We start from the raw sequence: 22121 nt of genomic DNA, 5'->3' as shown, positions 1-22121 counted from the left end.
TGGAAATGGTCAGGTTTAAAAGGGGTAAGCAGAGCAATTTTTTGGTGTTTTGAGCAGTTATTTACCGGGGGGCTTCTGACGGCCAAGGGCGATGGCGCGCCAGGGGAGTTTTCCAAGGGCTTTAGACATGGCGTTTCCCATGGCGATGCCCGCGCCGCCTGCGAACAATCTAGAATTTTGATATGAACTTCGACCGATAGCGCTCCATTTGCCGAGTAGTTTTCCTTCCTTGGAATATCGCTCGGCCCGCAGCTCGGTGCTCGCCAGCCAGTTTTGTTTCACAAGCACTGCCTCTAGCCGGGTGATGACGAATAGAACGCGGCCCGAGGAGAGGTGGGCCTCTTTGTCCTCGAGCGGCTCGATGCCAATGGCTGTCATCCGGTTGGCGGCGGCCTTTATTAAAGTTGTCGAGAGCGGATTTTTTTCTGTGAGAACGTACTCTTCGGTTCGCGACAGGTTCGGATCTTTGAGGGAATCGGCGGCCCTAAGAACCAGGCGAATGCGGCTCGGGGGCGCTATTTTTGAGGTCATGGGAACTCGGATCTCGACCTGGTATTTTTTCACGTTGACAGAACTGCACCCTGTCGCGATGAAAAAGGAAGAAAGTAGGAGAACCAAAAATCCCAAATTTCCGAACCTGGCTTTTAGATGATATTTCATGACTCTTTTATACACTTAGAATCATCCCATGCGCGAGCAGTAAATAACGACGCATCGAGAATAGAGGCATACACTCGCCCTTCAAATTCCTTTCTGGATCAACGATAGTATCTAACACGATAATTAGTGAACCCTTTGATGGCTGTAATGATTCGTTTTGCCATCCGAGAAATGGAAGGAATTGTGCCAATGTCTCAAGTAAGTGTCGGTTTTATAGGTCTCGGCCTAATGGGGCGGCCCATGGCGCGCAGGCTGATGGCGGCGGGGCACCCTGTTGCCGTGACTAATCGTAGTCGCCCCTCTGTGGACGCACTGGCTGCCGAGGGTGCCTTTCCCTGCGAGTTCCCCGCCGAGGTGGCTGCGCGCTCTGAGGTTATTTTCACCATGCTCCCCGATGCGCCGCATGTCGAAGACGTTGTTTTCGGCGAAAACGGGCTTGCCGCTTCAATGAAGCCGGGGAGCGTGCTAATCGACTCGACTAGTAATGATCCCAAAAGCGCAGAAAAGGTGGCCGCCGCCCTTGCCGAGCGCGGGGTGGAGATGCTCGATGCGCCGGTATCGGGTGCACCCGAGGGCGCAGAGCAGGGAACTCTCGCCATTATGGCGGGAGGGCCTCGGGCTACTTTTGAGCGTTGTCGCCCGCTTCTCGATGTTCTGGGGGGGAAAGTTGTCCTGGTTGGCGAGGCGCCAGGGTCAGGTTGTGTGGCGAAGCTCGCGAATCAAATTCTTGTTGGCGTCACTTTTCTCGGGGTAGGCGAGGCGCTTGTCTTCGGTGCAAAGGCGGGGCTCGACCCGGCGGCGCTCGCCGAGGTGATGGGGGCCGGTCTGGCGAGATGCGGGGCGCTTGAGGTGAAGGCGCCGAAAATCCTCTCGGGTGATTTTGCCCCCGGCGGCAAGGTGTCGAGTCATATGAAAGATCTCAGATACGCCATGCAAAAGGCCGAGGAGATTGATTCACCCCTTCCCGGCACGAAAATCGTGGCCCAGATGTTTGCCGAACTGGCGGCTGGAGGCGAGGACGGGCTTGATCATATCGCCATCGTGAAGATTCTTGAGCGCATGGCCGGTGTCGAGGCGCGAGCTAAAAAATAAGTCCACTAGGTGTCGTGGCGGTTTTGTTTGCAAGGTTTTGAATATCACCGAAGGGAGTGATTCGTGAAAGTAGAGCCGGTTCTGGCGAAATTGAACGCAATTAGAAAAGACACACAAGGCGAAGGGGGCCTGGAGGAGAAGGCCATCTATCATGCCTTTTGTTTTATCTCCTACGAGGTGGGGCCTTTCACCGGGTTTGTCGAGGCGGGCGAGCCGCCTTCAGAGAAAAAAGGCACCGCGTCAGCAGGGGGGGCGGAAAAACTTCTTGAGGTACTCGAGGAATTGCGCGAGGAGGTATCGGGCGATGAAAAAGATATGGAATTCATTGCGCTCGAAAAGGCCGTTTCGTTTATATCGGCGGTGCCGGGTGATTTTCAGCACTACCTGAACGAGGCGGGTGTGGACATATCCGAATAATTTAATTTTCGGCGCGCAGGTTGGCTGGTTACACCGCCGCTGGTGAATAATTTGTAGCGCCTGTCTGAGGGGTGTCATGCAAAGTGGGTGGAAATTTCTACGGATGGGCGGGGCCGCTGTTGTAATCGGCATTCTCGCTTTTTCGCCCGCGCGGGCGGCGGCCCCATCCCGTGAATCATCGCCGCCTAGTAAATCGCCAATTGTTTATCGTTATGTCGTCAGCCAGAAAAGAAGCAGAATTTCATTAACCTTTCGCGGCCCGCTTGCCGTTCCCTACGATGCCCATTTCACGGTCCTTAAAGGGGAGTTGTTTTTGGGGTCGGGCGGCTCTTTTAAGGGTGCCAATGGGCATATTGCCATAAAATCCGCTTCGTTGAAGTCGAAAAAAGCCGAGCAACAGAAAATGCTCCTGCGTAATGTCCTTGAAGCAAGTGCGTATCCCGACATCGAGCTTAGGGTTTCATCTATCAAGGCAACCGGAGTGCCTGCCTCACGCGAGCAGCGCAAGCGTGAGAAAGACTGGCGCCTCACGGCCCGGGGGGTGTTGAAACTTCATGGTGTTGAGCGGGAGATTCCGCTCTCCTTCAGCATGGCGGACACCGGGACAGATCTCTATATTCGTGGAACGGGGCGTCTTGAACTCTCGGATTTTGATATGTCGAGGCCCACGTTGCTTCTCCTTATGCCGGGAAGCGGCGATGTTGTTGTCAGAGTCCGCCTCGTTGCCTCTCCGGGGGTTCGTTGAGAAATTCAACGGGCTATCGATCAGAGTTGAAAATACGGTTATTCTGGGTTGCTGAATAATTCAGGATGAGTTTGGTTCCGGGGCCTTCTTTGTGGTGGCCTCCAGGGAGGTTTTGCCGTGGATTTTGAGTTTAACGAAATACAGCGCAACGTCCGCTCCATGATAAAGGATTTTGTCGATCGCGAAGTGCGTCCCATCGCGATGGAATATGAGCACGAGGATAAGTATCCGATGCCCATCGTCAAGAAGATGAAGGAGCTTGGTATCTTCGGGTTCACGATTCCCGAGGAATATGGCGGCAGCGGAATGGATGAGGTTTGCTACGCCATTGCCATGGAAGAGTTGTCTGTCGGGTGGATGAGTGTTGCTGGAATTCTCGGCACCCACATGATGACCGCATGGATGTTGCTCCATCATGGTACCGAGGAGCAAAAAAATACCTATCTGCCAAAGATGGCCACGGGCGAGTGGCACTCGGGCATGGCGCTCACGGAGCCCGGCTCGGGCTCGGACGCCGCCGCGCTTCGCACCACCGCTGTTCGGCAGGAAGATCAGTGGGTCCTAAACGGAACGAAGATGTTCATATCGAACGCCGAGAATGCCACCATGTTCTCTGTCTTCGCCCGAACCGACCCGGATGCCTCTAAAGCGAAAGGAATCTCGTGCATCATTGTCCACAAAGGGTCTCCTGGATTTCAGGTGAGCCGCCACCTCAAGAAAATGGGCTACAGAGGTATTCGGACGAGCGAACTGGTTTTCGATGAAGCGCGCGTTCCGATTGAGAATCTTCTTGGCGAGGAGAACAGGGGCTTTCCCATGATCATGAGCGCCCTTGAGGGCGGTCGTATCAACGTCGCCGCCCGGAGCGTGGGGCTCTCGCGGGCCGCTTTTGAAGATTCAGTGCGCTACGCCCAGCAACGCGAGACTTTTGGCAAGCCAATTGCCGAGCATCAACTCATCGCCGCCAAGCTTGCCGAGATGGCCACGCGAATCGAGGCCTCAAAGCTTCTTACCTATCAGGCGGCGACGATGAAGGCGGCGGGCAAGCGGTGCGATCTGGAAGCTGGCATGGCGAAATTCATGGCGTCTGAGACGGCCGAGTTTTGTGCGAGCGAGGCGATACAGGTGCACGGTGGTATGGGCTACATCCAGGAGCTACCCGTCGAGCGCTATTTCCGGGATTCAAAGCTTCTTGTCGTTGGCGAGGGCTCGAACGAGATTCAGCGCCTCATCATCGCCAAGCGTCTGCTTGAGTTGTACCCGGCCTAGCGGAATTAAGTCAGGAGGAAGATTCAATGCCCGATTTTCAGATGGGTCGGTGGTATGAGGATTTTGTTGTCGGCGAGGTGATTAAGCACCGCCCGGGCCGGACGATTCTTGAATCTGACAATACCCAGTTCTCCTTGCTCACGGGCAATACCCATCCGATTCATTCGGATCATCACTATGCCTCGAAAACACAATTCGGAAAGCCGCTCGTCAACTCAACGCTCACCCTCGCCGTTGTGGCCGGGATGTCGGTGACGGACACCTCCTATCGCTCGATAGCGAATCTGGAGTGGGAGTACATCAAAATGCCGGCCCCGGTGTTTCACGGCGACACGCTTTATGCCGAGACCGAAATTTTGGATAAGCGCGAGTCGAAATCAAAGCCCGATCGAGGCATCGTCCACATGGAGACGCGCGCCCACAACCAGCGCGGCGAACTCATCATGGAGTATCGCAGGAAGTCTCTTGCCGCCAAGCGGGGTATGGGCGCTATTCCCGACTACGACAACATTCCGCTGGACGGGGAATAGGGGTCTCTTTTTTTTCGTTTGAATGGGTTATTCCTTTTATAAACAAAATGTTAAGTGGGTTTTCTCTCTTGCCACCTCCTGCTTTCGGCTCGGTGAGGGGCCGTGCTAGGATGCGCTCCTCGATGACGGCAGGTGGTTTTTTCTGTTTGGCATATCTTTCTGTCCCTTAGGCGGGGCGGTTTTCCATGAATCCCTATTGATTGAGGACTAAGAATGAGCATTGGCGAACTGAATCCACATTTACGGCTTCTTCTGGGGCCCGGTCCCAGCCCGGTCCACCCCCGTGTTCTCAAGGCGATGAGCACGAATGTTGTCGGCCATCTCGATCCTGATTTTCTCGCGGTCATGGACGACTGTCAGGTGATGCTCCGCGAAGTGTTTGGCACGAAGAACCGGGTGACTTTTCCGGTCTCGGGCACCGGCAGCGCAGGCATGGAAGCGGCGGTGTGTAATGTTATCGAGCCGGGCGATAAGGCCATCATCTGCGTCAACGGTGTTTTCGGAACGCGCATGACGGACGTGGCTGGGCGCTACGGCGCCGAGGTCATCAAGGTCGAGGCTCCCTGGGGCGAGCCCATCGATCCGGCCGAGGTGAAAAAAGCTCTCGACGCGAATCCCGATGCCGCTCTGGTGGGTATCGTCCACGCCGAGACGAGCACAGGCGTTCTCCAGCCCATGGAGGAGATTGGCGCCGCCTGCCAGGGCCACGGTGCGCTTTTGTTGATGGACTGCGTGACATCCCTCGGCGGTGTTCCCGTCGAGGTGGATAAATGGGGCGTCGAGATTGCCTACAGCGGAACCCAGAAATGTCTCTCCTGCCCGCCGGGCGTTGCACCTCTCACGATGAGCGAGCGGGCACTTGGCAAGATGCGCGAGCGCAAGAACAAGGTGGCGAGTTGGTATTTTGACGTGTCCATGATTGAGAGCTACTGGGGAAGTGACCGCTCTTATCACCACACCGGGCCCATCACGATGAACTATGCCATCAGGGAGGCGCTCCGGCTGGTGCTCGAGGAAGGCCTTGAGGCCCGCTTCGACCGCCATGCGCTGGCAAGCAAGGCGCTTCAGGCGGGTGTCGAGGCGCTTGGTCTTTCAATGTTTGCCCAGGAGGGCGCCCGCACCCCCACGCTCAATACCGTGTCCATTGGTGATAATATTGACGATGGCGCGGTTCGCAAGTCGCTTTTAAACGACTTCAACATCGAGATTGGCGGCGGGCTCGGGCCTGTGGCGGGGAAAGCCTGGCGCATAGGCATGATGGGCCACGGCGCGCGGCAGGAGAATGTGGCCTACCTCATTTCGGCTTTGGAGGTTATATTCAAGAGGATGGGGTATACTCAGAAGGTGGGCGATGCGTCCGCCGCGGTTACCCAGGTGTATGCAGAGGCCCTGTCCTAAGGGATATTTGAAGGAGCCACAGCGATGTTCCCGTTCGGATTTCAAGAGATCCTGGTTGTTCTTCTGATTTGTGTGCTTGTGTTCGGCGCAAAACGCCTACCGGAGATCGGCTCTGGCCTTGCCAAAGGAATCAAGAACTTCAAGAAGGGACTCGGCGACGGCGGAGACGAACTGCCCGAGAGCAATGAGGAGCCGGTGGCGTCAGCTTCCGGCAAACCGGCCGACGGCGATAAAGCCTAGGCCGGGAAGTTATAAGTAAATATTCACCAGCCTCCGAGCGCGATAGCTCTAAGGCGTCATGTTCGTTGTGGCGCTATGAGATCGCGCCGAAGGGTTGCGCTGGAAACGGCGTCGCCTCCCGGTAATTGGAAAGGAGCGCTGGGCCGGCATCAACGGATGTCCTGCCAGCCCCGCGCGAGCGGCGGCTGGTTTTTTTAGGCGGTGATATCGGCGGTGCCTCTAGCCGCCCGGAGTTTGTGGATGGAATTTTTCAAGGTTATATCCCCCGATGAAGCGCGGCAGGCGGTGAGGGAATTTTCCCCTCTTCCAGCCGAGGAGGTTCCCTCGTTCGACGCCGTGGGCCGTATCCTGGCCGAGGACGTAAGCAGCCCGGTGGATCTACCCGAGTTCGCCCGCTCGACGATGGATGGCTACGCTCTGCGCGCAGTCGACAGCTTTGGTGCAAGTGAATCGATACCCGCCTATCTCGATGTTGTGGGCCAAGTGCCAATGGGTGAGGCCCCCGGTTTTGAACTGGGTGCTGGTCAAGCGGGGCGAATTAACACCGGCGGGATGATGCCACCGGGGGCGGACTCGGTTGTGATGGTCGAGTATACGACGGCCCCTGATGATGATGTGGTCGAGATTCGGCGACCTTGTGCGGTGGGCGAGAATGTTCTCCAGGTGGGTGACGATCTAAAAGCGGGCGAGCGAATCCTTCCCGCAGGCTCCCGGCTCAGGAGCCATGACATCGGGGCTTTTGCGGGGGTGGGTGTTACAACCCTCAAGGTTCGTCGCCGCCCGAGGGTGGCTATTCTCCCGACGGGTGATGAATTAATCGATCCGGCAAAGGTGCCCGGCCCCGGTCAGGTACGCGACATCAATCGCTTCTCGCTGGCGGCGGCTGTTATCGAGGCGGGTGGAATTCCCGAGACAGAGGAAATTCTTCCTGACGATCTGGCGACGATTAAAAACCGCCTTGCCGCTGCGGTTGAGCGCTCGGACGCGGTTTTGATTTCGGGGGGAAGCTCGATGGGGGTGCGCGATTACACGGTCGAGGCCATCGATTCTCTGGGCGAGCCGGGCGTCCTTGTTCACGGGATTTCGATTAAGCCCGGCAAGCCCACCATTATCGGTCGCGTGCGGCGCGGCGATGTCGATAAGGCGGTAGTCGGCATTCCGGGCCACCCGGTATCGGCGCTGATGATTTTTCATGCCTTCGTGCGGCCCATTCTCAGGCAGTTGAGCGGCGAGCGGGAAACGGGGTTGGAGAGCGAGAGTGGAATCACCGCATCGCTTTCCCGCAACCTCGCCTCGGCGCCGGGGCGCGAGGATATGGTTCGCGTTCGTCTTGAGCGGGGAGAGGCGGGGGTGACCGCACATCCGCTCATGGGAAATTCCGCTATGATTTCGACCATGACGGGGGCGGACGGTTTTATTACGATTCCCCTTGCTGTCGAGGGTTTGCGAGCGGGCGCCGATGTGCGCGTCACGCTTTATTGACCAGAGGTTTTTGAGACGATGAGCGACACCGCGCTGCCCCTATCGGGGCGGAACATTTATTTGGAAAACATCGCGAGGAAGGATGCCCTTGCCCGATTGATCGAAAAAACGGGGCCAGCCGCCTCGTTGCCGGTTGAGACGGTCGCTGTGCCTGAAGCGCTTGGGCGCATCACGGCAGGGCCTGTTTATGCGGCGATTTCGAGCCCCCATTTTCACGCCTCGGCGATGGACGGTTTTGCGGTCAGGGCAGAAAAAACTTATGGCGCCTCGGTCGTCGAGCCCAGATCCATGCAGGTTGGTGTGGATGCTTTTCCCGTTGATACGGGGGATCCGCTTCCCGAGGGGACGGACGCCGTGATCATAATCGAGGTGGTGAACGAGATCGACTCGGAGACGATAGAGATCGAGGCGGCGCTCGCGCCTTGGAATAACGTGCGAGTGGCTGGGGAAGATGTGGTCGAGGGTGATTTGTTGCTGCCGCCGGGCCACAGGCTTCGGCCCTATGATCTGGGCGCTATGCTCGCCGCAGGCGTCACCCATGTGGCGGCTCGAAAGCTTCCCGTCGTGGCCATCATTCCGACAGGCGATGAGTTGGTCTCGCCGGGCTCGGATTTGAAGGCGGGTGATTTGATCGAATTTAATTCCGTTATCTTGTCGTCGTATATCACTGAATGGGGCGGGGAGCCTTTGGTGTTCCCCATCATCGAGGACAGGCTTGAGGCAATCGAGGAGGCGGTGCGCGACGCCCTTGAGCGGGCGGACATTGTTTTAGTGAACGCGGGCTCATCGGCTGGGCGCGAGGATTTTACCTCCTCGGTTGTTCGAAAACTTGGGGAGCTTTTGGTTCACGGTGTCGCGATTTTTCCCGGCAAGCCGACCATTCTCGGAGTGGGAAATACTGCCTCGGGACAGGCAAGACCCCTCATCGGGATACCGGGCTATCCAGTGTCGGCGGCGCTCGCGCTTCAAGAGTTCGTACGGCCTCTGATGGCGCATATGGCAGGCGCACCGGGACAGGAATATCCAACGACGCGCGCCTTGATGAGTCGCAAAAGCGCCTCGCGACCGGGGATGGAGGAGTTTTTGAGGGTAAAGCTCGGTGAAGTGGGCGGTCGCCTGATAGCCCTTCCCGCCAAGCGGGGCGCCAGCGTTATCAGCAGTCTAGTCGAGGCGGACGGCATGGTTCGCATCGGGACGGGCTCTGAGGGAATCGAGGCTGGCGAGGAGGTCGAGGTTGAATTGCTCCGCCCCTTGAGCGAGGTGCGGGGCAATATTTTGATGGCGGGAAGCCACGACAACGCACTTGATCTGCTGGCGAGCAGAGTGCGGGAGCGCAACAGAGAGGTTAGTCTTTCCACCTCGGCGGTGGGCTCGATGGCCGGCATCATCGCCGTCAAGGGGGGCGAGGCCCATATGGCGGGCAGCCACCTACTCGACCCTGAAACCGGCGATTACAACTGGAGCTATATTCGCCGCTACCTCAAAGGAAAAAAGGTGGTGGTCGTCAATTTTGTTCAACGCGAGCAGGGCATTTTGCTGCCGCCAGGAAATCCGAAAGGTATTACTTCTGTGGCGGATCTAGCCCGGGACGATGTGACCATCGTTAATCGCCAGAGCGGGGCGGGAACGCGGGTGCTACTTGACCACCTTCTCGACGGGGCCAAAATTTCGACGGCGGATGTCGCCGGGTACGGAAGTGTCGAGACGACTCATGTGGCCGTGGCGATGGCTGTTGCGGGCGCTCGCGCTGATGCTGGGTTGGGCATTTACGCGGCCGCAAAGCTTTTGGGCCTTGAGTTTGTCTCGCTGGGCTGGGAGCGGTTTGATTTTATTTTCCCGGCCGAATACTGGGAGACGCCTTTGATTAAAAAACTTATCGAGGTGCTCAGGGAGCCTGCTTTTGCGGCGAGTGTCGAGGCACTGGGCGGCTACAAGACGGATTTGACCGGGCAGGTGATGACCCCGCCCGAGAATGTTTAAAGGAGATGGAATAGGATGCCTTTATTAGACAACTATGGCAGGGCGCACGACGATTTGCGTATCTCCGTAACCGACCGGTGCAACTTTCGGTGTTTTTACTGCATGCCAGAGGAGGGGATGAGTTTTCTGCCCCACGAGGAAATTCTTAGCTACGAGGAGGTGGCGCGGGTCGTGCGGCTGACGACTGAACTGGGTTTTACGAGCTATCACCTTACCGGCGGCGAGCCTTTGTTGAGAAAGGATATTGATCAACTGATTCGCCAGATGCTTGAGATTCAGCCGGGCATGGACCTTGCGCTGACGACGAACGGGGTTTATTTGCCCGAGATGGCCGAGCGTCTTTACGAGGCCGGGCTTCGCCGGGTGAACATCAGCCTCGATACGCTCGATGAGAATAAGTTTTTGCTCATGACGCGGCGAAACCTGCTCGACCAGGTTTTGAAGGGAATCGAGGCGGCAGCGGCGGCGGGTTTCAGCCCGATAAAGATAAATGCGGTGGCGATCAAAAATTTAACGGAAGCCGAGCTTCCCGAGTTTGCTAAATGGGCGCGGGAGACGGGCCATATCGTTCGCTTTATCGAGTACATGCCGCTTGATGCTGATAAGGGTTGGGAGCGGGAAAAAGTGCTTACTGCCGAAGAAATTCTCAAAGGGCTCTCAAGCGAGGGCGAGCTTGAGATTACCTCGGGCCATCCATCCGACCCTGCGACACGCTACCGCTACAAAGATGGCAAGGGCGAGGTCGGGGTCATTGCCTCGGTGACGAGGCCGTTTTGTGAGGCCTGCAACAGGCTTCGCCTCACGGCTGAGGGCGAGATACGCACCTGCCTGTTTTCTGCCGAGGAGCACAGCATCAAGGCCCTGCTCAGGGGAGGCTCCTCGGACGATGAAATCAAAAAATGGCTTGCCGAGGTGGTTCGCACCAAGACGCCGGGCCATCTCATCGGGCAAAAAGAATTTGTCCAGCCTAGCCGTACGATGAGCTCCATTGGCGGCTGACCACCCCTAGGGCTGAGTGAACTGGCGCTATCTTTGGCTCGCCTTGTTGTGGCTGGTCCCTTTTTCCCAGAGCGGAACCATTCCTACCCCAAAAATGGAACTTTGATGCGTCCCAAACTATTAAGGAAATTATCGTTAACTTGTATTTAAATCGAAAAAATGGTCCAATTTGTTCTCCGCGTACATGTTTATCTGTAAGTAGTTGAAATGAAAGGTTGAAATGCGGCCTTTGAGAGCCAGGAGAGCTATGAGCGGCATGTGGGTGTCAATGCGTAAATTCAGTCCGAGGCGGCTGCAGTCCTTTGACATAAAGCTTTCTCGCGCTGTTCTCCGTGTTTTTATCGCTGCGTTCTTATTCTTATTCGTCTCCATACAACTTGCCCCTCCAGCTGAAGCGGGCCGTGGAAGGCGACGGCGCAGAGCGGTTCTTCCGGTAGAGGTGCAAAAAGCCGCCAAGGCCCGCATGGGCAGGGGTGTTAAGGCGACGGGGACAATTTATCCATTCAGCGAAGTGAAGCTGATGAGCCGGGCCGAGGGCCAGGTCCAGGAGGTGAAGGTCCGCGAGGGAGATTTTCTTCTCAAGGGGCAGATTCTCGCAACGCTCGACTCGACTATCCACCGGATTCAGTTAGCACTGGCCGAGAGCGAACTTGCCTCCGTTCGTGCTCACGTAAAAAAACTCAAGGCTGGATATCGTCCCCAGGAGATAGCGGCCGCCGAGGCGGGTGTCGAGCAGGTACGCGCCTCGCTAAAACGCTCGGAGGCCGAGCTTGAGGGTGCCAAGGCGCGACTCAAGGAAGCTGAGATTAACGCTCAATCTTTAGAGGCGATGTTCAAGCGCGGGGTTATCAGCCGCCAGGAGTGGCTCAAAGTCTCAACCGAGTCTCTTCGCGCTCGTGCCGAAATTGCCGAGCGGACTGCCCGCATCAGCGAGGACAGGGCAAGGATCAACGTGGCCAGCGAGGAACTCAAGCTCAAGCGTCTTGGCAACCGCGCCGAGGACATCGAGGCTGCCAAGGCGGACGAGCAAAAGGCGCGCCAGAACGTTTTTCTTCTTCAAACTCAACTCGACTACTTTAATATCAAATCTCCTATCTCCGGCGTTGTCACCGAACGCCGGGTAGAGCCCGGGGATCTGGCTGTCAACCGCTCACACTTGTTCACTCTGGCCCAGATCCGCAAACTTCGTGTCCGCTCCCGGGTGAGTGAACTTGATTTAACCCGCCTTAAGAAGGGGCAGAACACTAGAATCGAACTCGATGCGTTTCGCGGGCGGATTTTCAATGGAAAGCTCAGTCGGATATATCCGCAGGTCGATCCGCGTGCTCGCCAGCTTACCGTTGAGGTCGAACTCGACAACTCGAATCTTGTGCTCAGGCCGGGTCTGCTTGCTCGCTTGAAATTTGAACCCCTCATGGGCCGGGAGGTGATCAACCTGCCGGTTCATGCGGTGCTATGGGACGGCAACACAGAGCGCCGGGTGGGTCATGTCTTTGTCATCAAGCGCATGAATGGGAAAAGGAGAGGCAAAGAGGGCAAGGGCGGTCGCGGTGGCCAATTGCGCAAGAAGGGGGATAAACGTCCCGACGCGGTATCGGGACAGGCCGAGGCGGGAGAGAAAAAAATAGGTGCGCCGCGCGGTGGAAAAAGAGGCGGTAAAGGGGGCGGAAAGAAAGGCCCAAAATTCATGGCCGTGAAACGCAAGGTCAAGCTCGGCGAGATGGTAGACGGGAGAATCGAGATTCTTAAAGGGCTCAAAGTGGGCGAGAGGGTGATCGTCAGCGCCACCGGACAATTAAAGGACGGCAAGCCCATCCGGATAGTCAATTGATAATCTAGAAAGGTTTTCCATGTCGCTTAGTCGGCTTTGTATCAGAAGGCCAGTAGGAACCATCATGGGCGTAATATGTGCCCTCGTCCTGGGAAGTTTTGCACTTACCCGCATACCGGTGGATTTCCTGCCTCGGATTGTTTATCCCCGTATCTTTATTGGCATCGATTTTCCGGGTGCGGATCCCCAGGTGGTCGAGGAGCAGGTGACCAAGGTGGTTGAGCGCGAGTTGGCGACGACCCAGGGGCTTGTTCGTATTTTCTCGGTTAGCCGGGAGGGCGCGGCGCGGCTATGGCTGTTCTTTGATTTTAAGCGCGACATCGATCTTGCGCTTCAGGATGCCATCACGAAATTTAACGTGGCGCGGCGCAACCTGCCCGACGAGATACAGACCTCGCTCCAGAATACGCGAATCTTCAAATCCGACCCGGCGCAAGTTCCAATCATCGAGTATGCCCTTTCTTCGAAAAAAATGAAGGGCCCTGAGCTTCAGACCTGGGCGCGCAAGGTGCTGATTCCTCAGCTAATGGTGGTGCCCGGCATCGCCTCGGTCGAGGCCTTCGGCGGCCAATCGGAGGAAATTCAGGTCCTCGTGGACTTTCCCCGGATGCAGGGGCTCGGGCTGAATCTTCCCAGCGTATTGAAGCGCATGCGTTCTGAGAATATGGACCTGGCAGCCGGGCGGGTGAAAACAGCCGAGCGCGAATATTCGAGCCGTACCCAGGGCAAGCTCCGCTCGCCCGAGGAGCTTAAGCGCCTTATTTTTCCGACACAGGACGGCAGCCGCGTATATCTCAGTGATTTTGCTAAGGTCAAAGACAAAGGAAGGGACCGCCGGATTTTCGTCTGGCTCAATGGCGAGGAGAGCATTAAGGTTGTTGCCCTCAAGCAGCCCGATGCGAACACGATTTCCGTGGTGGATGGGTTGACCGCTCGGATGAACTTTCTCAAACGCTACGGCATCGTTCCTCCCGAGGTGCACCTCACTGCGATTTCAGATCAAAGTTTTTTCATCCGCTCATCGATTAAAAACGTTCTAACCTCTGCTCTGGTCGGCGGGATACTTGCGATTATTGTTGTCGTTCTTTTTCTTGGGAGCCTCAGGCGTACTCTCATCATCGGGCTGGCGATTCCGGTTGCCTCGGTGTTTACCTTCTTCTTGATGTGGATGTTTGGTTTCACCTTCAATATCTTCAGTCTCGGCGGGGTGGCGCTGGGGGTGGGTATGCTCGTCGATAACGCCATTGTTATGCTCGAAAATATATCTCGCCATCAAGGGATGGGAGATGAGCCGGTAAAGGCTGCCGAGGAAGGCGCGGCTGAGGTCGAGACCCCCATGATTGCCTCTACCCTGACCAACGTGGCGGCGGTGCTTCCCTTTTTGCTGGTGTCTGGCTACGTCGCGCTTTTGTTCCGCGAGCTTATCCTGACAATAACCTTCGCCTTTATATGCAGCTTGTTCATCGGTCTCACTGTGGTGGCCATGCTCTCGGCCCGGATGCTCCAGATCCCGATGACAAGCGGATTTAGCCGGTTTCCTCTATTTCGGTTTTTTGCCTGGTTCATCGCGAAGCTAAATGATCTTTACCGGGCGATTCTGGGCCCGGTGCTCCGGATGAGGTGGGTGGTGATTATCGTCGCGTTGGTGCTTTGTTCGAGCGCCTATCTTTTGCTGGGCCAACTTGGCAACGAATTGCTGCCCAAGGTGGATGACGGGCGCGTCACGGTGGACATTCGCTTCTCGCCGGGGGGTAAGCTCGAATATACCAAGGAGGTCACCCGCCGGGTGCACGACATGCTTTTGAAGGATGCCGAGGTGGATAAAGTATTCGCTACGGCGGGTGGGCGATTATTCGGAAGAAATTTCTCGGCCTCGGCCTCCAGGGGGCGCATTGCGGTGAACCTCAAGAAAGGGGTGAGCGTATTCGCCTATCTCAAAAAGCTTAGGCCTCGAATTTCCCGTCTCGAATACCCCGATGCAAGAATCTATGCCTACAAAAGCCGGGTGCGTGGCCTCAGGACATCCAACTCCCGCCATAATAAGAGCTTCTCCCTTGGGGTGCGTGGTGACGATTTGAAAGTCATCAATCAGATTGGTGAGGAGACGGTCGATCGCCTCCAGGGCATACCTGGTTTGAAAAATGTTCAATTAAATGAGGACCGACCCCGGCCCGAATATCATATTAAGATTAACCGTGAGAGGGCGGCCGAGCTTGGCCTTTCGGTTGAGGAGGTGGGCGACACCGTGAGCACTGCCATCGACGGCTCAGTCGCTACCTATCTGAATAGGGCGGATCAACGTGTGCCCGTCCGAGTGAAGCTCTCGGACACGGCAATCAAAAGCGCGCAGGACCTGGAGAATCTTCCACTCTTTCCGGTGGGCAGGGAGTCCACCCGGCTAAGCCATGTTGCCCAGGTGCGCTATGGTTCGGGAAGCTCGGTCATCGTACGCGTCGATCAAAACCGAAGGCTTCAGATTACGGGTGATATCTCGGGCCGCTCGCTGGGCGATGTGAGCCGTGATGTGCGCGCCAGGCTTGCGGACATAAAGCTGCCCAGGGGCTACTTCATTCTTCCCGGAGACGATGAGGAGAATCTCAACAAATCGAACCGCGAGTTATTGACGCTCGCCCTGCTCGCCTTGTTTTTGGTCTATGTCGTGATGGCGATTCAATATGACTCGTTCGTTAACCCGTTTGTCATCATCTTCGCTGTACCGCCCGCGCTATCGGGTGCGCTTATTGGGCTCTATCTTACGGGAACACCCTTTGGCTCGACTGTCCTCATTGGGATAATTCTTCTTGTCGGCATAGTGGTCAACAACTCGATTGTCATGGTGGATTATATTGAGCAACTCAGGAGGCAGGGCACTGAAATTCGTGAGGCTATCGTCGAGGGCGCCTCGACCCGTCTTCGCCCGATTCTCATGACGACACTTACAACGGTGTGCGCGCTGGTGCCACTTGCGCTCGGATGGGGACAGGGCTCGGAAATGCTCAAGCCTCTCGGTGTAGTTGTCCTGAGTGGCCTTTCACTCTCGACCCTGTTCACTCTTTTTCTCGTTCCGTGCGTTTTCCTTGTGGCTAAGAATCTTGTTGCCAAGCTCAGGTCGCTGGTGGGGCTCGCACCTAGGGAGTTATCTCCAAGTAGTTAGAACTTCGTTTATTTCAGGTTTTCTCCCTTTTTTCTCCGTCGCTGATGTTTGCTACTGGCGTTCGCCGCTGGCGTCCATCGTTAAAGACCGATAAGATCTCTCCCGGTTTTCATGTGAATTCATCATTTTATTTGATTTTCTTTGAGGAATAACTATGGCCAGCAACGCCAAGAAAAAGGACGGTTCGGGCATAGGCCCCTTGATCCGGGCGGACGGGCGAATGCCCGATGAGTGCCGCGAAGTGAAGGCGCAGATTGGCTACATTCAGACGACGCCGGGCAGTTGTCTATTCGAGATGGGAAATACGCGCGTTCTGTGTACGGTTTCGGCCGAGGATTCTGTGCCGCCCCATAAACGGGGAAGTGGCGAGGGATGGGTGACGGCGGAATATTCCATGTTGCCAGGCAGTGGCACCTCGCGTGTTCCGCGCTCAAGATCGAGGAGTGGCCGCGCGCAAGAGATTCAGCGCCTTATTGGTCGTTCAATGAGGGCCATCGTGGACTTGGAACTCCTAGGCGAGCGGACGCTTTATGTCGATTGCGATGTGCTTCAGGCCGATGGGGGGACGCGCTGCGCCTCGGTGACGGGTGGATTTATTGCGCTGAGCCTGGCAGTCGATTCCTTGATGAAAACGGGTGGGCTTGAGAAAAACCCACTGATTGGCTCCATTGCGGCGGTAAGCGTGGGTATTATCGGAACGACACCGATTCTTGATCTCGATTATGGCGAGGATGTTGAGGCTGAAGTGGATATGAATGTCGTCATGACGGGAAAAGGCCGCTTCGTTGAGATTCAGGGTACCGCCGAGGGCGAGCCATTTAAAAAATCCGAAATGAACAAGCTTATTCAATTGGCTGAGAAGGGCATCGACCAACTCTCCGAATTACAAGGTCGTTTTCTCGGGGGCGCCTGAGGCGGCATCTGCTCGTGAAGATCATTTTCGCCACCCGAAATGCCGGCAAGGTTCGAGAGCTTAGGCACGCGCTCGAGGGTTTGCCGATCTCTGTGCTCTCCCAGGATGAGGCTGGCATCGATACCCAGGCAGAAGAGGTGGGTGAGAGCTACGCCGAAAACGCGCTGATCAAAGCCGAGGCTGTATGTCTGGCGTCGGGACTTGCCGCCCTGGCGGATGACTCGGGGGTCGAGGTGGATGCGCTTCCGGGTGAGTTGGGAGTGCGCTCGGCCCGCTTCGGGGGCGAGGGGCTCGATGACGCAGGGCGCAACCGCTTGTTGCTTGAGCGCCTGGAGGGTGTGGCCGAAGGTGGGAGGGTGGCACGCTATGTGTGCGCCCTAGCGTTTTGCCGCCCTGGCCGGGAGCCTGTTTATTTCGAGGGCTTGATGCCAGGGCGGATTTTGGAATCTCCGAGGGGTGAGGGGGGATTCGGCTACGATCCGCTTATGCTCATTCCTGAACGGGGCCTGAGCGCCGCTGAACTTGATTTGGATGTGAAAAACAGGATCAGCCACCGAGGCCGGGCGCTCATGGCGTTCCGCGAGTGGTTGGCGGGGGAATTGGGTACCTAGGTCTGCCAGTTTTAGGTTTAATTCGAAGCTGTTTTAGCCATCTATTTGATAAAAGGAGAATTTTGATGCCTAGGGTAAGCCAGATTGGTTTAGATGAGGCGCAAGGCGAAACCGCCCGTCTTTATGAGGCAACGACACAGATGCTGGGCCGGGTTCCGCATTCATTCCGGGTTCTTGGTCAAACTCCGCTTGTCGCGCGGATGCTACTTCTTTTCAACGCCACGATGCAGCGCGAGGGAGCCGGGAGCGTTCTTTCCTGCAAACTCAAGGAAATGGTCATCATCAAGACGAGCCAGGTGAACGCTTGTAACTACTGAATGGCCCACAATACGTCGCTTGGTCAGGCGGCGGGAATCACCGAGGCACAAATCGAGGCGATAGTTTCGGAGGATTACATGAACTCGCCTCTTCTTTCTAGCCGGGAGAAGGCGGCGGTCCTCTGGGCGGAGCACGTAACGAAAAATACTGCCCGTGATCGGGACGATATCTTTGAGATCGTGAACAAGGAGTTCACCGAAACAGAGTTGATTGAGGTTACGCTGATGAGTTGCCTGTTTAATTCCTGGAATCGCTTTATGGACTCGCTCCACATGCCAATTGAGGAGCAGGGAGAGGTCGATAAGATTCAAAAGTCAGTCGCGCTGAATCCCGATAGAGTGAAGAATTATCTCCAGACGATGATCGACAACTGGCCCGAGACATTCCCCGAGCCGGATGGACAGGCACTCAGCTAGGCCGCTCATTTAAATTTTTTTGCGCCTCACACGCTCAAACGCCCCCGGATATTCGGGGGCGTTTGTGTAATGAAATCCAGGTGGCCTACTTTGCCTTGTCTTTCTTGTCAGGCGATGTGCTCAAACAACGGGGTGTACTCTTCCCGTAAATCTTCTGGCTCAAAAGCCTCGGCTATACATCCCTGGTTGCACCCTCGCCTATCAGGCCAGCGGGTGCAGTTTTTTACCTGGATGTCGGCGAGCCCACCCATAAGAACACTCCAGCCCGCCCTGGCTGCTTTTATCTGAATTCGAGCGTCTCGTTTCGTTTCGGGACAAGAATGTTCTCGGCTCCCGCGAAGGGCGAGGAACGTGTGGGCTGCTTTGAGCAGAGGCGGGCCGTGGATTGTCGAACTCACTAAAACTAGCAAGATGCCCAAGATCAAGTAGATCATGTTTCAACCCCCTCCCTCTTACTGCTGACGGTTTGGCGGGCGATTGGCCCGCGGGAGAGTTCCTAGAATAAATATAGGCCCGAGCTCGGAGTCTTGCTCGTGTTTCGGATCCTGTAATCCGAACTCATTTCGGGCGGATTAGTTGTTTGGCGCTGGTGTGGGCTCTATACTCGTGCAGCACTAATTTCGGACCTCACCTATCCCGCCGGGTGGAGGGAAAACCCCGGTACATAGCGCCCCGACAAAAGGGCAGGAGTGACTTTTAAATGACAGACCTCGTTCTCGATGAGGTTTCAGAAAAGGCCGCAACAGGCCGCGTTTCGGAAATATATGAGGATATTAAGCAGACTCTTCGAACTACCCAGGTGAACTTCCTTTTTCGCTCGCTGGCGGTACACGAATCCTATTTCGCCGCCGCCTGGGAGGCGCTTCGACCCAATGCTTCAATCGTTTATTTCGAGCGTTGCGCCGACAGCCTTCGCATGCGGATGACTCCACCCATGCCAGAGGATGTCCCTGATTTCGAGGAAGAGCTTGAGGAGGAATGTGATTATAGCGAGGAGCAGATTAAAGAGATTAACCAAATTTTAGACATCTACAATTATATTAATCCGAAAAACCTGATACTCGTGGATGCGCTCCGTGGCACCCTGGGGGGGGTAAAAATCGGTGGCATCACGCCGGGCTTCGATGAAGATCTGGAATCTTTGCCCATGGGCGCCTTCCCGGGCATGGCGTCGCCTGAACTAGTTCAACCGAGGGATGCTGGCGGCGAGGTTGGCGCTCTTTTCGATCGTATACAAAAAGAAACAGGCTTCGGCGGAGTCCCGAGTGTCTGGCGGGCTCTTGCCAAGTATCCTGAGATGATGACGCGTGCCTGGGACCTTGTGCACGAGGAGATGCAAAAAAAAGGTTTTGACATCACGGTGAGCCTCTCGCAGGGAGCAGCGGGCGCTGCTGCTCAGGAGTTCCCCCATCCGGTGGAACTTGGCCGCGAGAAAGTGCTGGCGCTGGGATGCAACGACGATGAGATTAACCTGATCCAGAAAAAACTGGACCATTTTATTCATTTGATACCACAGACCAACGTTTCGATTCTGCTGATGAAAGCGGCGGTTGCGGGTGAAGGAAAAGTCCGCCGCAAGCCGTTCGAATAAGCTTCCCGATACGCGAAACCGGTCCCGGTGATGATATTTTTTAGAACAGGAGCGGCCTCGTGTCTGAACTCTCCCCGTTATTTTTGACCCTGGCGATAGGAGCGCTTTTTTTCGCCGGATTTGTGAAGGGTACCGTCGGATTCGGCATTACGCTGATCGTTGTGCCCGTTCTCGTGTTGGTGATTACGCCGCAGGAGGCAATTGTCCTCAACTCCTTGCCCGTATTCATAATGAATGCCGCGACGGCTGCCACCACGGCGCGAGAATTCCGCGAACTCAAACGAATAAGATGGATGTTGCCCATCGCCTTCGTTTGTGTGCCCGTCGGCGTAAAAGTGCTCATCTGGATCGATCCTGAGCCGGTCCGCGCCCTCATCGGGCTCATGATTATATTTTTTATCGCTATTCGTTTTTCTGGTTGGCATCCGCCGCAAATTTCCGAGTCTGGTCAGAAGGTTTTTGGAGCCGTTATGGGCGTTATTATCGGGTTCATATTCGGGATGATTATGATGCCGGTGGCATTTATTATATTTTACATAAATACGCTTGCGTTAAGGCGCGAGGCGTTTGTTTTCTTGCTCAATATTATCGCCACCACGTTGTCGCTCATTCAGGTTTCATCGTTTTATTGGCATGGCCTGTATGCAGCAGATGCCTGGTGGAGCACTTTGTTGATGCTCGTCCCAGCTTTGGCTGGTCTGTGGGTCGGCACCCGTTTTCGCCGGAGGCTCTCGGAGAGGATATTTGAGCGCCTCGTTCTTGTATTACTCGGAGTCGCTGGGCTCATCTTGATCGTCCGCTACGGGACAGTTTTGTTTTGAGTGGATATGAATGGGCCGCCACCGTAGCAATTCTCGCCGCCGGGGGGCTGCTTAAAGGTGCCATCGGATTTGGCCTTCCTGTATTCGCAAATTCTTTTCTTTTTCTTTTTATGGCGCCGCAAAAGGTGGTCGTCTTGATGTCAGTGCCGGTGTTAGTGACAAACCTGCTCAACGTCCAGACGGGCTGGAAGGAATGGCGCAATCTCCGGCATGTGCTTCCCTATTTTATCGCGGGGGCTGCCACCGTTCCGGCGGGCGTAATTTTCCTGAATGAAACGAATCCAGATGTTATTCGAATATTTCTCGCTGGAGTGGTCTTTTTTTACTTGGCGATGCACCGGCGGCTTCCGGCGATGGATTCATTTGGAGTGGGCACACGCACAGCTATCGGGTTGGTATGCGGTCTTGCCGTGGGCTTTACGATGGGTGCCACAGGCATTACGGGACCGGTACATGGCGTTTATCTAACAATGTTTCTTTGGCCCAAGGATGTATTCGTGTTTGTAATCAACGCGTTCAATGTCCTAACGGCGGGCACGCTTGCGGGTTCCCTTGCATCCCACGGTAAATATACGACCCAGGTATTCTGGGAGATTGGGCTGGCTCTGATCCCTGTAATGGCGGGCTTTTCTGCAGGGGTGCGGATTCGAGATCGCATTCCGCAGGAGATATTTTACCGGGTGGTTAGGGGGGTGCTGTTTCTGATTGGGCTTATCCTTGTGGGGCGCTCGATCTTGAATTTGAGCTAAGTTGCTAGGGGTGTTTCGTGGTATTTAAGTATTCGTATTGGTCTAAATATAACACCAAAGTATAAAATTTTTGTCATTTCCCTGAAATATCAAGAAATTTATGGACATTTCCAGACAATCCCCTATACTCGTTTTATCCAGGAAAGTAAGGGGGGATCGGGGGGATTTGCTCTTTGCGGGGCGAGGCCGAAAGGCCTCGTTGCGCTTGAGTGGATAAAGAATTCTTCTATTTCACACAATTCAAAATTGTGGTGTGAAATTGGTCACTTTTTGAACTCCTGTGTCTGTTTGTTGGCTCCCTGATAGTAGATGAATTTGGGTCCCTTGGATTTCTCCAGCATTCTGCGAAGCGGGACGATTACACACTCATCTTCCATTGTTGACAGCCCAGTTTCCTGGTGTGATTATCTGGAAGCTTTTTTTCGGGCTTGGCGAGGCTGGGGCCAGGTTTTTTGAATCGATATATGGTGTTTTCTTGGGCTCGTAGCTCAGCTGGATAGAGCGACGGACTTCTAATCCGTAGGTCGCAGGTTCGAGTCCTGCCGGGCCTACCAGGAAATATTGTTAGTGTTTATATGGTGGGTGTAGCTCAGTTGGTTAGAGCGCCGGGTTGTGGCCTCGGAGGCCGGGGGTTCAAATCCCCTCACTCACCCCATTTTAAGTGCTTTTCTGGTTTCCGAGTGACACGCGTCCGTAGCTCAATTGGATAGAGCATCGGATTTCGGATCCGAAGGTTGTAGGTTCGAGTCCTACCGGGCGCACCATCGGAAAGAGAAGCTGAGTTTTAATTGGAAAGGGATTTCCTTTCCGAACGGTTTCGGATCGCTAGCTCAACCAGGTAGAGCAACGGACTCTTAATCCGTAGGTTCGGGGTTCGATTCCCCGGCGGTCCACCAGATTATGTT

General features: G+C 55.5%; 21 protein-coding genes, 4 tRNA genes and 1 riboswitch. Of the genes, 23 read left to right on the top strand and 2 right to left on the bottom strand.

The genetic code is table 11. The features are described from left to right. Positions 1-57 precede the first annotated feature (57 nt). Positions 58-675: a hypothetical protein gene (locus HOJ95_13110; protein MBT6395638.1), complete on the bottom strand. Its 618-nt coding sequence runs from the start codon at positions 673-675 to the stop codon at positions 58-60. 174 nt (positions 676-849) lie between these two features. On the opposite strand from HOJ95_13110, the gene HOJ95_13105 reads away from it, so the two are divergent. The 16 genes from HOJ95_13105 (at position 850) to HOJ95_13030 (ending at position 18055) form a co-directional block, all read left to right on the top strand. After that, on the top strand, positions 850-1752 hold the full coding sequence (locus HOJ95_13105; protein MBT6395637.1) for an NAD-binding protein: 903 nt from the start codon (positions 850-852) through the stop codon (positions 1750-1752). 63 nt (positions 1753-1815) lie between these two features. Beyond that, entirely contained in the window at positions 1816-2169 is a 354-nt protein-coding gene (locus HOJ95_13100; protein MBT6395636.1) for a hypothetical protein, read from the top strand. Between the two features lie 76 nt (positions 2170-2245). Then, complete coding sequence (locus tag HOJ95_13095; protein ID MBT6395635.1) at positions 2246-2914, top strand: YceI family protein; 669 nt, start codon at positions 2246-2248, stop codon at positions 2912-2914. A 159-nt stretch (positions 2915-3073) separates the two neighbouring features. Further along, on the top strand, positions 3074-4183 hold the full coding sequence (locus HOJ95_13090) for an acyl-CoA dehydrogenase (GenBank protein MBT6395634.1): 1110 nt from the start codon (positions 3074-3076) through the stop codon (positions 4181-4183). 26 nt (positions 4184-4209) lie between these two features. After that, positions 4210-4713, top strand: coding sequence for a MaoC family dehydratase (locus HOJ95_13085; GenBank protein MBT6395633.1), 504 nt, complete (start codon positions 4210-4212; stop codon positions 4711-4713). Positions 4714-4926: 213 nt separating this feature from the next. Next, the gene (locus HOJ95_13080) at positions 4927-6111 is read left to right on the top strand and encodes an alanine--glyoxylate aminotransferase family protein (GenBank protein MBT6395632.1); all 1185 of its coding nucleotides are present in this window, start codon (positions 4927-4929) and stop codon (positions 6109-6111) included. A gap of 24 nt (positions 6112-6135) precedes the next feature. Next, positions 6136-6351: a twin-arginine translocase TatA/TatE family subunit gene (tatA, locus tag HOJ95_13075; protein MBT6395631.1), complete on the top strand. Its 216-nt coding sequence runs from the start codon at positions 6136-6138 to the stop codon at positions 6349-6351. Positions 6352-6370: 19 nt separating this feature from the next. After that, a riboswitch (molybdenum cofactor riboswitch) is annotated at positions 6371-6503 on the top strand. A gap of 88 nt (positions 6504-6591) precedes the next feature. Then, the gene (locus HOJ95_13070; GenBank protein ID MBT6395630.1) at positions 6592-7833 is read left to right on the top strand and encodes a molybdopterin molybdenumtransferase MoeA; all 1242 of its coding nucleotides are present in this window, start codon (positions 6592-6594) and stop codon (positions 7831-7833) included. 18 nt (positions 7834-7851) lie between these two features. Further along, positions 7852-9813 (top strand): molybdopterin biosynthesis protein, encoded by a 1962-nt coding sequence (locus HOJ95_13065; GenBank protein MBT6395629.1) that lies wholly within the window; start codon positions 7852-7854, stop codon positions 9811-9813. A gap of 15 nt (positions 9814-9828) precedes the next feature. Beyond that, complete coding sequence (gene moaA / locus HOJ95_13060; GenBank protein ID MBT6395628.1) at positions 9829-10812, top strand: GTP 3',8-cyclase MoaA; 984 nt, start codon at positions 9829-9831, stop codon at positions 10810-10812. Between the two features lie 247 nt (positions 10813-11059). Beyond that, on the top strand, positions 11060-12643 hold the full coding sequence (locus tag HOJ95_13055; GenBank protein MBT6395627.1) for an efflux RND transporter periplasmic adaptor subunit: 1584 nt from the start codon (positions 11060-11062) through the stop codon (positions 12641-12643). A gap of 64 nt (positions 12644-12707) precedes the next feature. Continuing rightward, positions 12708-15797, top strand: a complete 3090-nt coding sequence (locus tag HOJ95_13050) for an efflux RND transporter permease subunit (GenBank protein MBT6395626.1) — start codon at positions 12708-12710, stop codon at positions 15795-15797. Between the two features lie 154 nt (positions 15798-15951). Next, positions 15952-16710, top strand: coding sequence for a ribonuclease PH (gene rph, locus HOJ95_13045; protein MBT6395625.1), 759 nt, complete (start codon positions 15952-15954; stop codon positions 16708-16710). Positions 16711-16724: 14 nt separating this feature from the next. Beyond that, positions 16725-17321, top strand: coding sequence for an RdgB/HAM1 family non-canonical purine NTP pyrophosphatase (rdgB, locus tag HOJ95_13040; GenBank protein MBT6395624.1), 597 nt, complete (start codon positions 16725-16727; stop codon positions 17319-17321). A 65-nt stretch (positions 17322-17386) separates the two neighbouring features. Then, the gene (locus HOJ95_13035; protein ID MBT6395623.1) at positions 17387-17638 is read left to right on the top strand and encodes a hypothetical protein; all 252 of its coding nucleotides are present in this window, start codon (positions 17387-17389) and stop codon (positions 17636-17638) included. Further along, on the top strand, positions 17639-18055 hold the full coding sequence (locus HOJ95_13030; GenBank protein MBT6395622.1) for a carboxymuconolactone decarboxylase family protein: 417 nt from the start codon (positions 17639-17641) through the stop codon (positions 18053-18055). It begins immediately after the preceding gene. A gap of 107 nt (positions 18056-18162) precedes the next feature. Here HOJ95_13030 and HOJ95_13025 read toward each other — a convergent pair whose 3' ends face one another. Next, entirely contained in the window at positions 18163-18489 is a 327-nt protein-coding gene (locus HOJ95_13025; GenBank protein ID MBT6395621.1) for a hypothetical protein, read from the bottom strand. 266 nt (positions 18490-18755) lie between these two features. On the opposite strand from HOJ95_13025, the gene HOJ95_13020 reads away from it, so the two are divergent. The 7 genes from HOJ95_13020 to HOJ95_12990 all read left to right on the top strand — a co-directional run bounded on the left by HOJ95_13020 (position 18756) and on the right by HOJ95_12990 (position 22112). Continuing rightward, positions 18756-19646: a hypothetical protein gene (locus HOJ95_13020; protein ID MBT6395620.1), complete on the top strand. Its 891-nt coding sequence runs from the start codon at positions 18756-18758 to the stop codon at positions 19644-19646. A gap of 59 nt (positions 19647-19705) precedes the next feature. Next, positions 19706-20467 carry a sulfite exporter TauE/SafE family protein gene (locus HOJ95_13015; protein ID MBT6395619.1) on the top strand — a complete coding sequence of 254 codons (762 nt, stop codon included), beginning with the start codon at positions 19706-19708 and terminating at the stop codon, positions 20465-20467. Next, positions 20464-21216 carry a sulfite exporter TauE/SafE family protein gene (locus HOJ95_13010; protein ID MBT6395618.1) on the top strand — a complete coding sequence of 251 codons (753 nt, stop codon included), beginning with the start codon at positions 20464-20466 and terminating at the stop codon, positions 21214-21216. Before HOJ95_13015 ends, HOJ95_13010 begins: the two co-directional genes overlap by 4 nt. A 477-nt stretch (positions 21217-21693) precedes the next feature. After that, positions 21694-21770 (top strand) — tRNA-Arg (locus HOJ95_13005). 24 nt (positions 21771-21794) lie between these two features. Further along, a tRNA-His gene (locus HOJ95_13000) sits at positions 21795-21871 on the top strand. A 32-nt stretch (positions 21872-21903) separates the two neighbouring features. Further along, positions 21904-21980 (top strand) — tRNA-Arg (locus HOJ95_12995). 55 nt (positions 21981-22035) lie between these two features. After that, positions 22036-22112: transfer RNA gene (locus tag HOJ95_12990), tRNA-Lys, on the top strand. The last annotated feature ends 9 nt before the right edge of the window (positions 22113-22121 follow it).

Source organism: Nitrospinaceae bacterium (assembly GCA_018669005.1).
In the GTDB taxonomy this organism is placed as follows: domain Bacteria; phylum UBA8248; class UBA8248; order UBA8248; family UBA8248; genus UBA8248.
The sequence above is the reverse complement of the archived record's forward strand: the minus strand, read 5'-3'. Positions and strand labels throughout refer to the sequence as shown.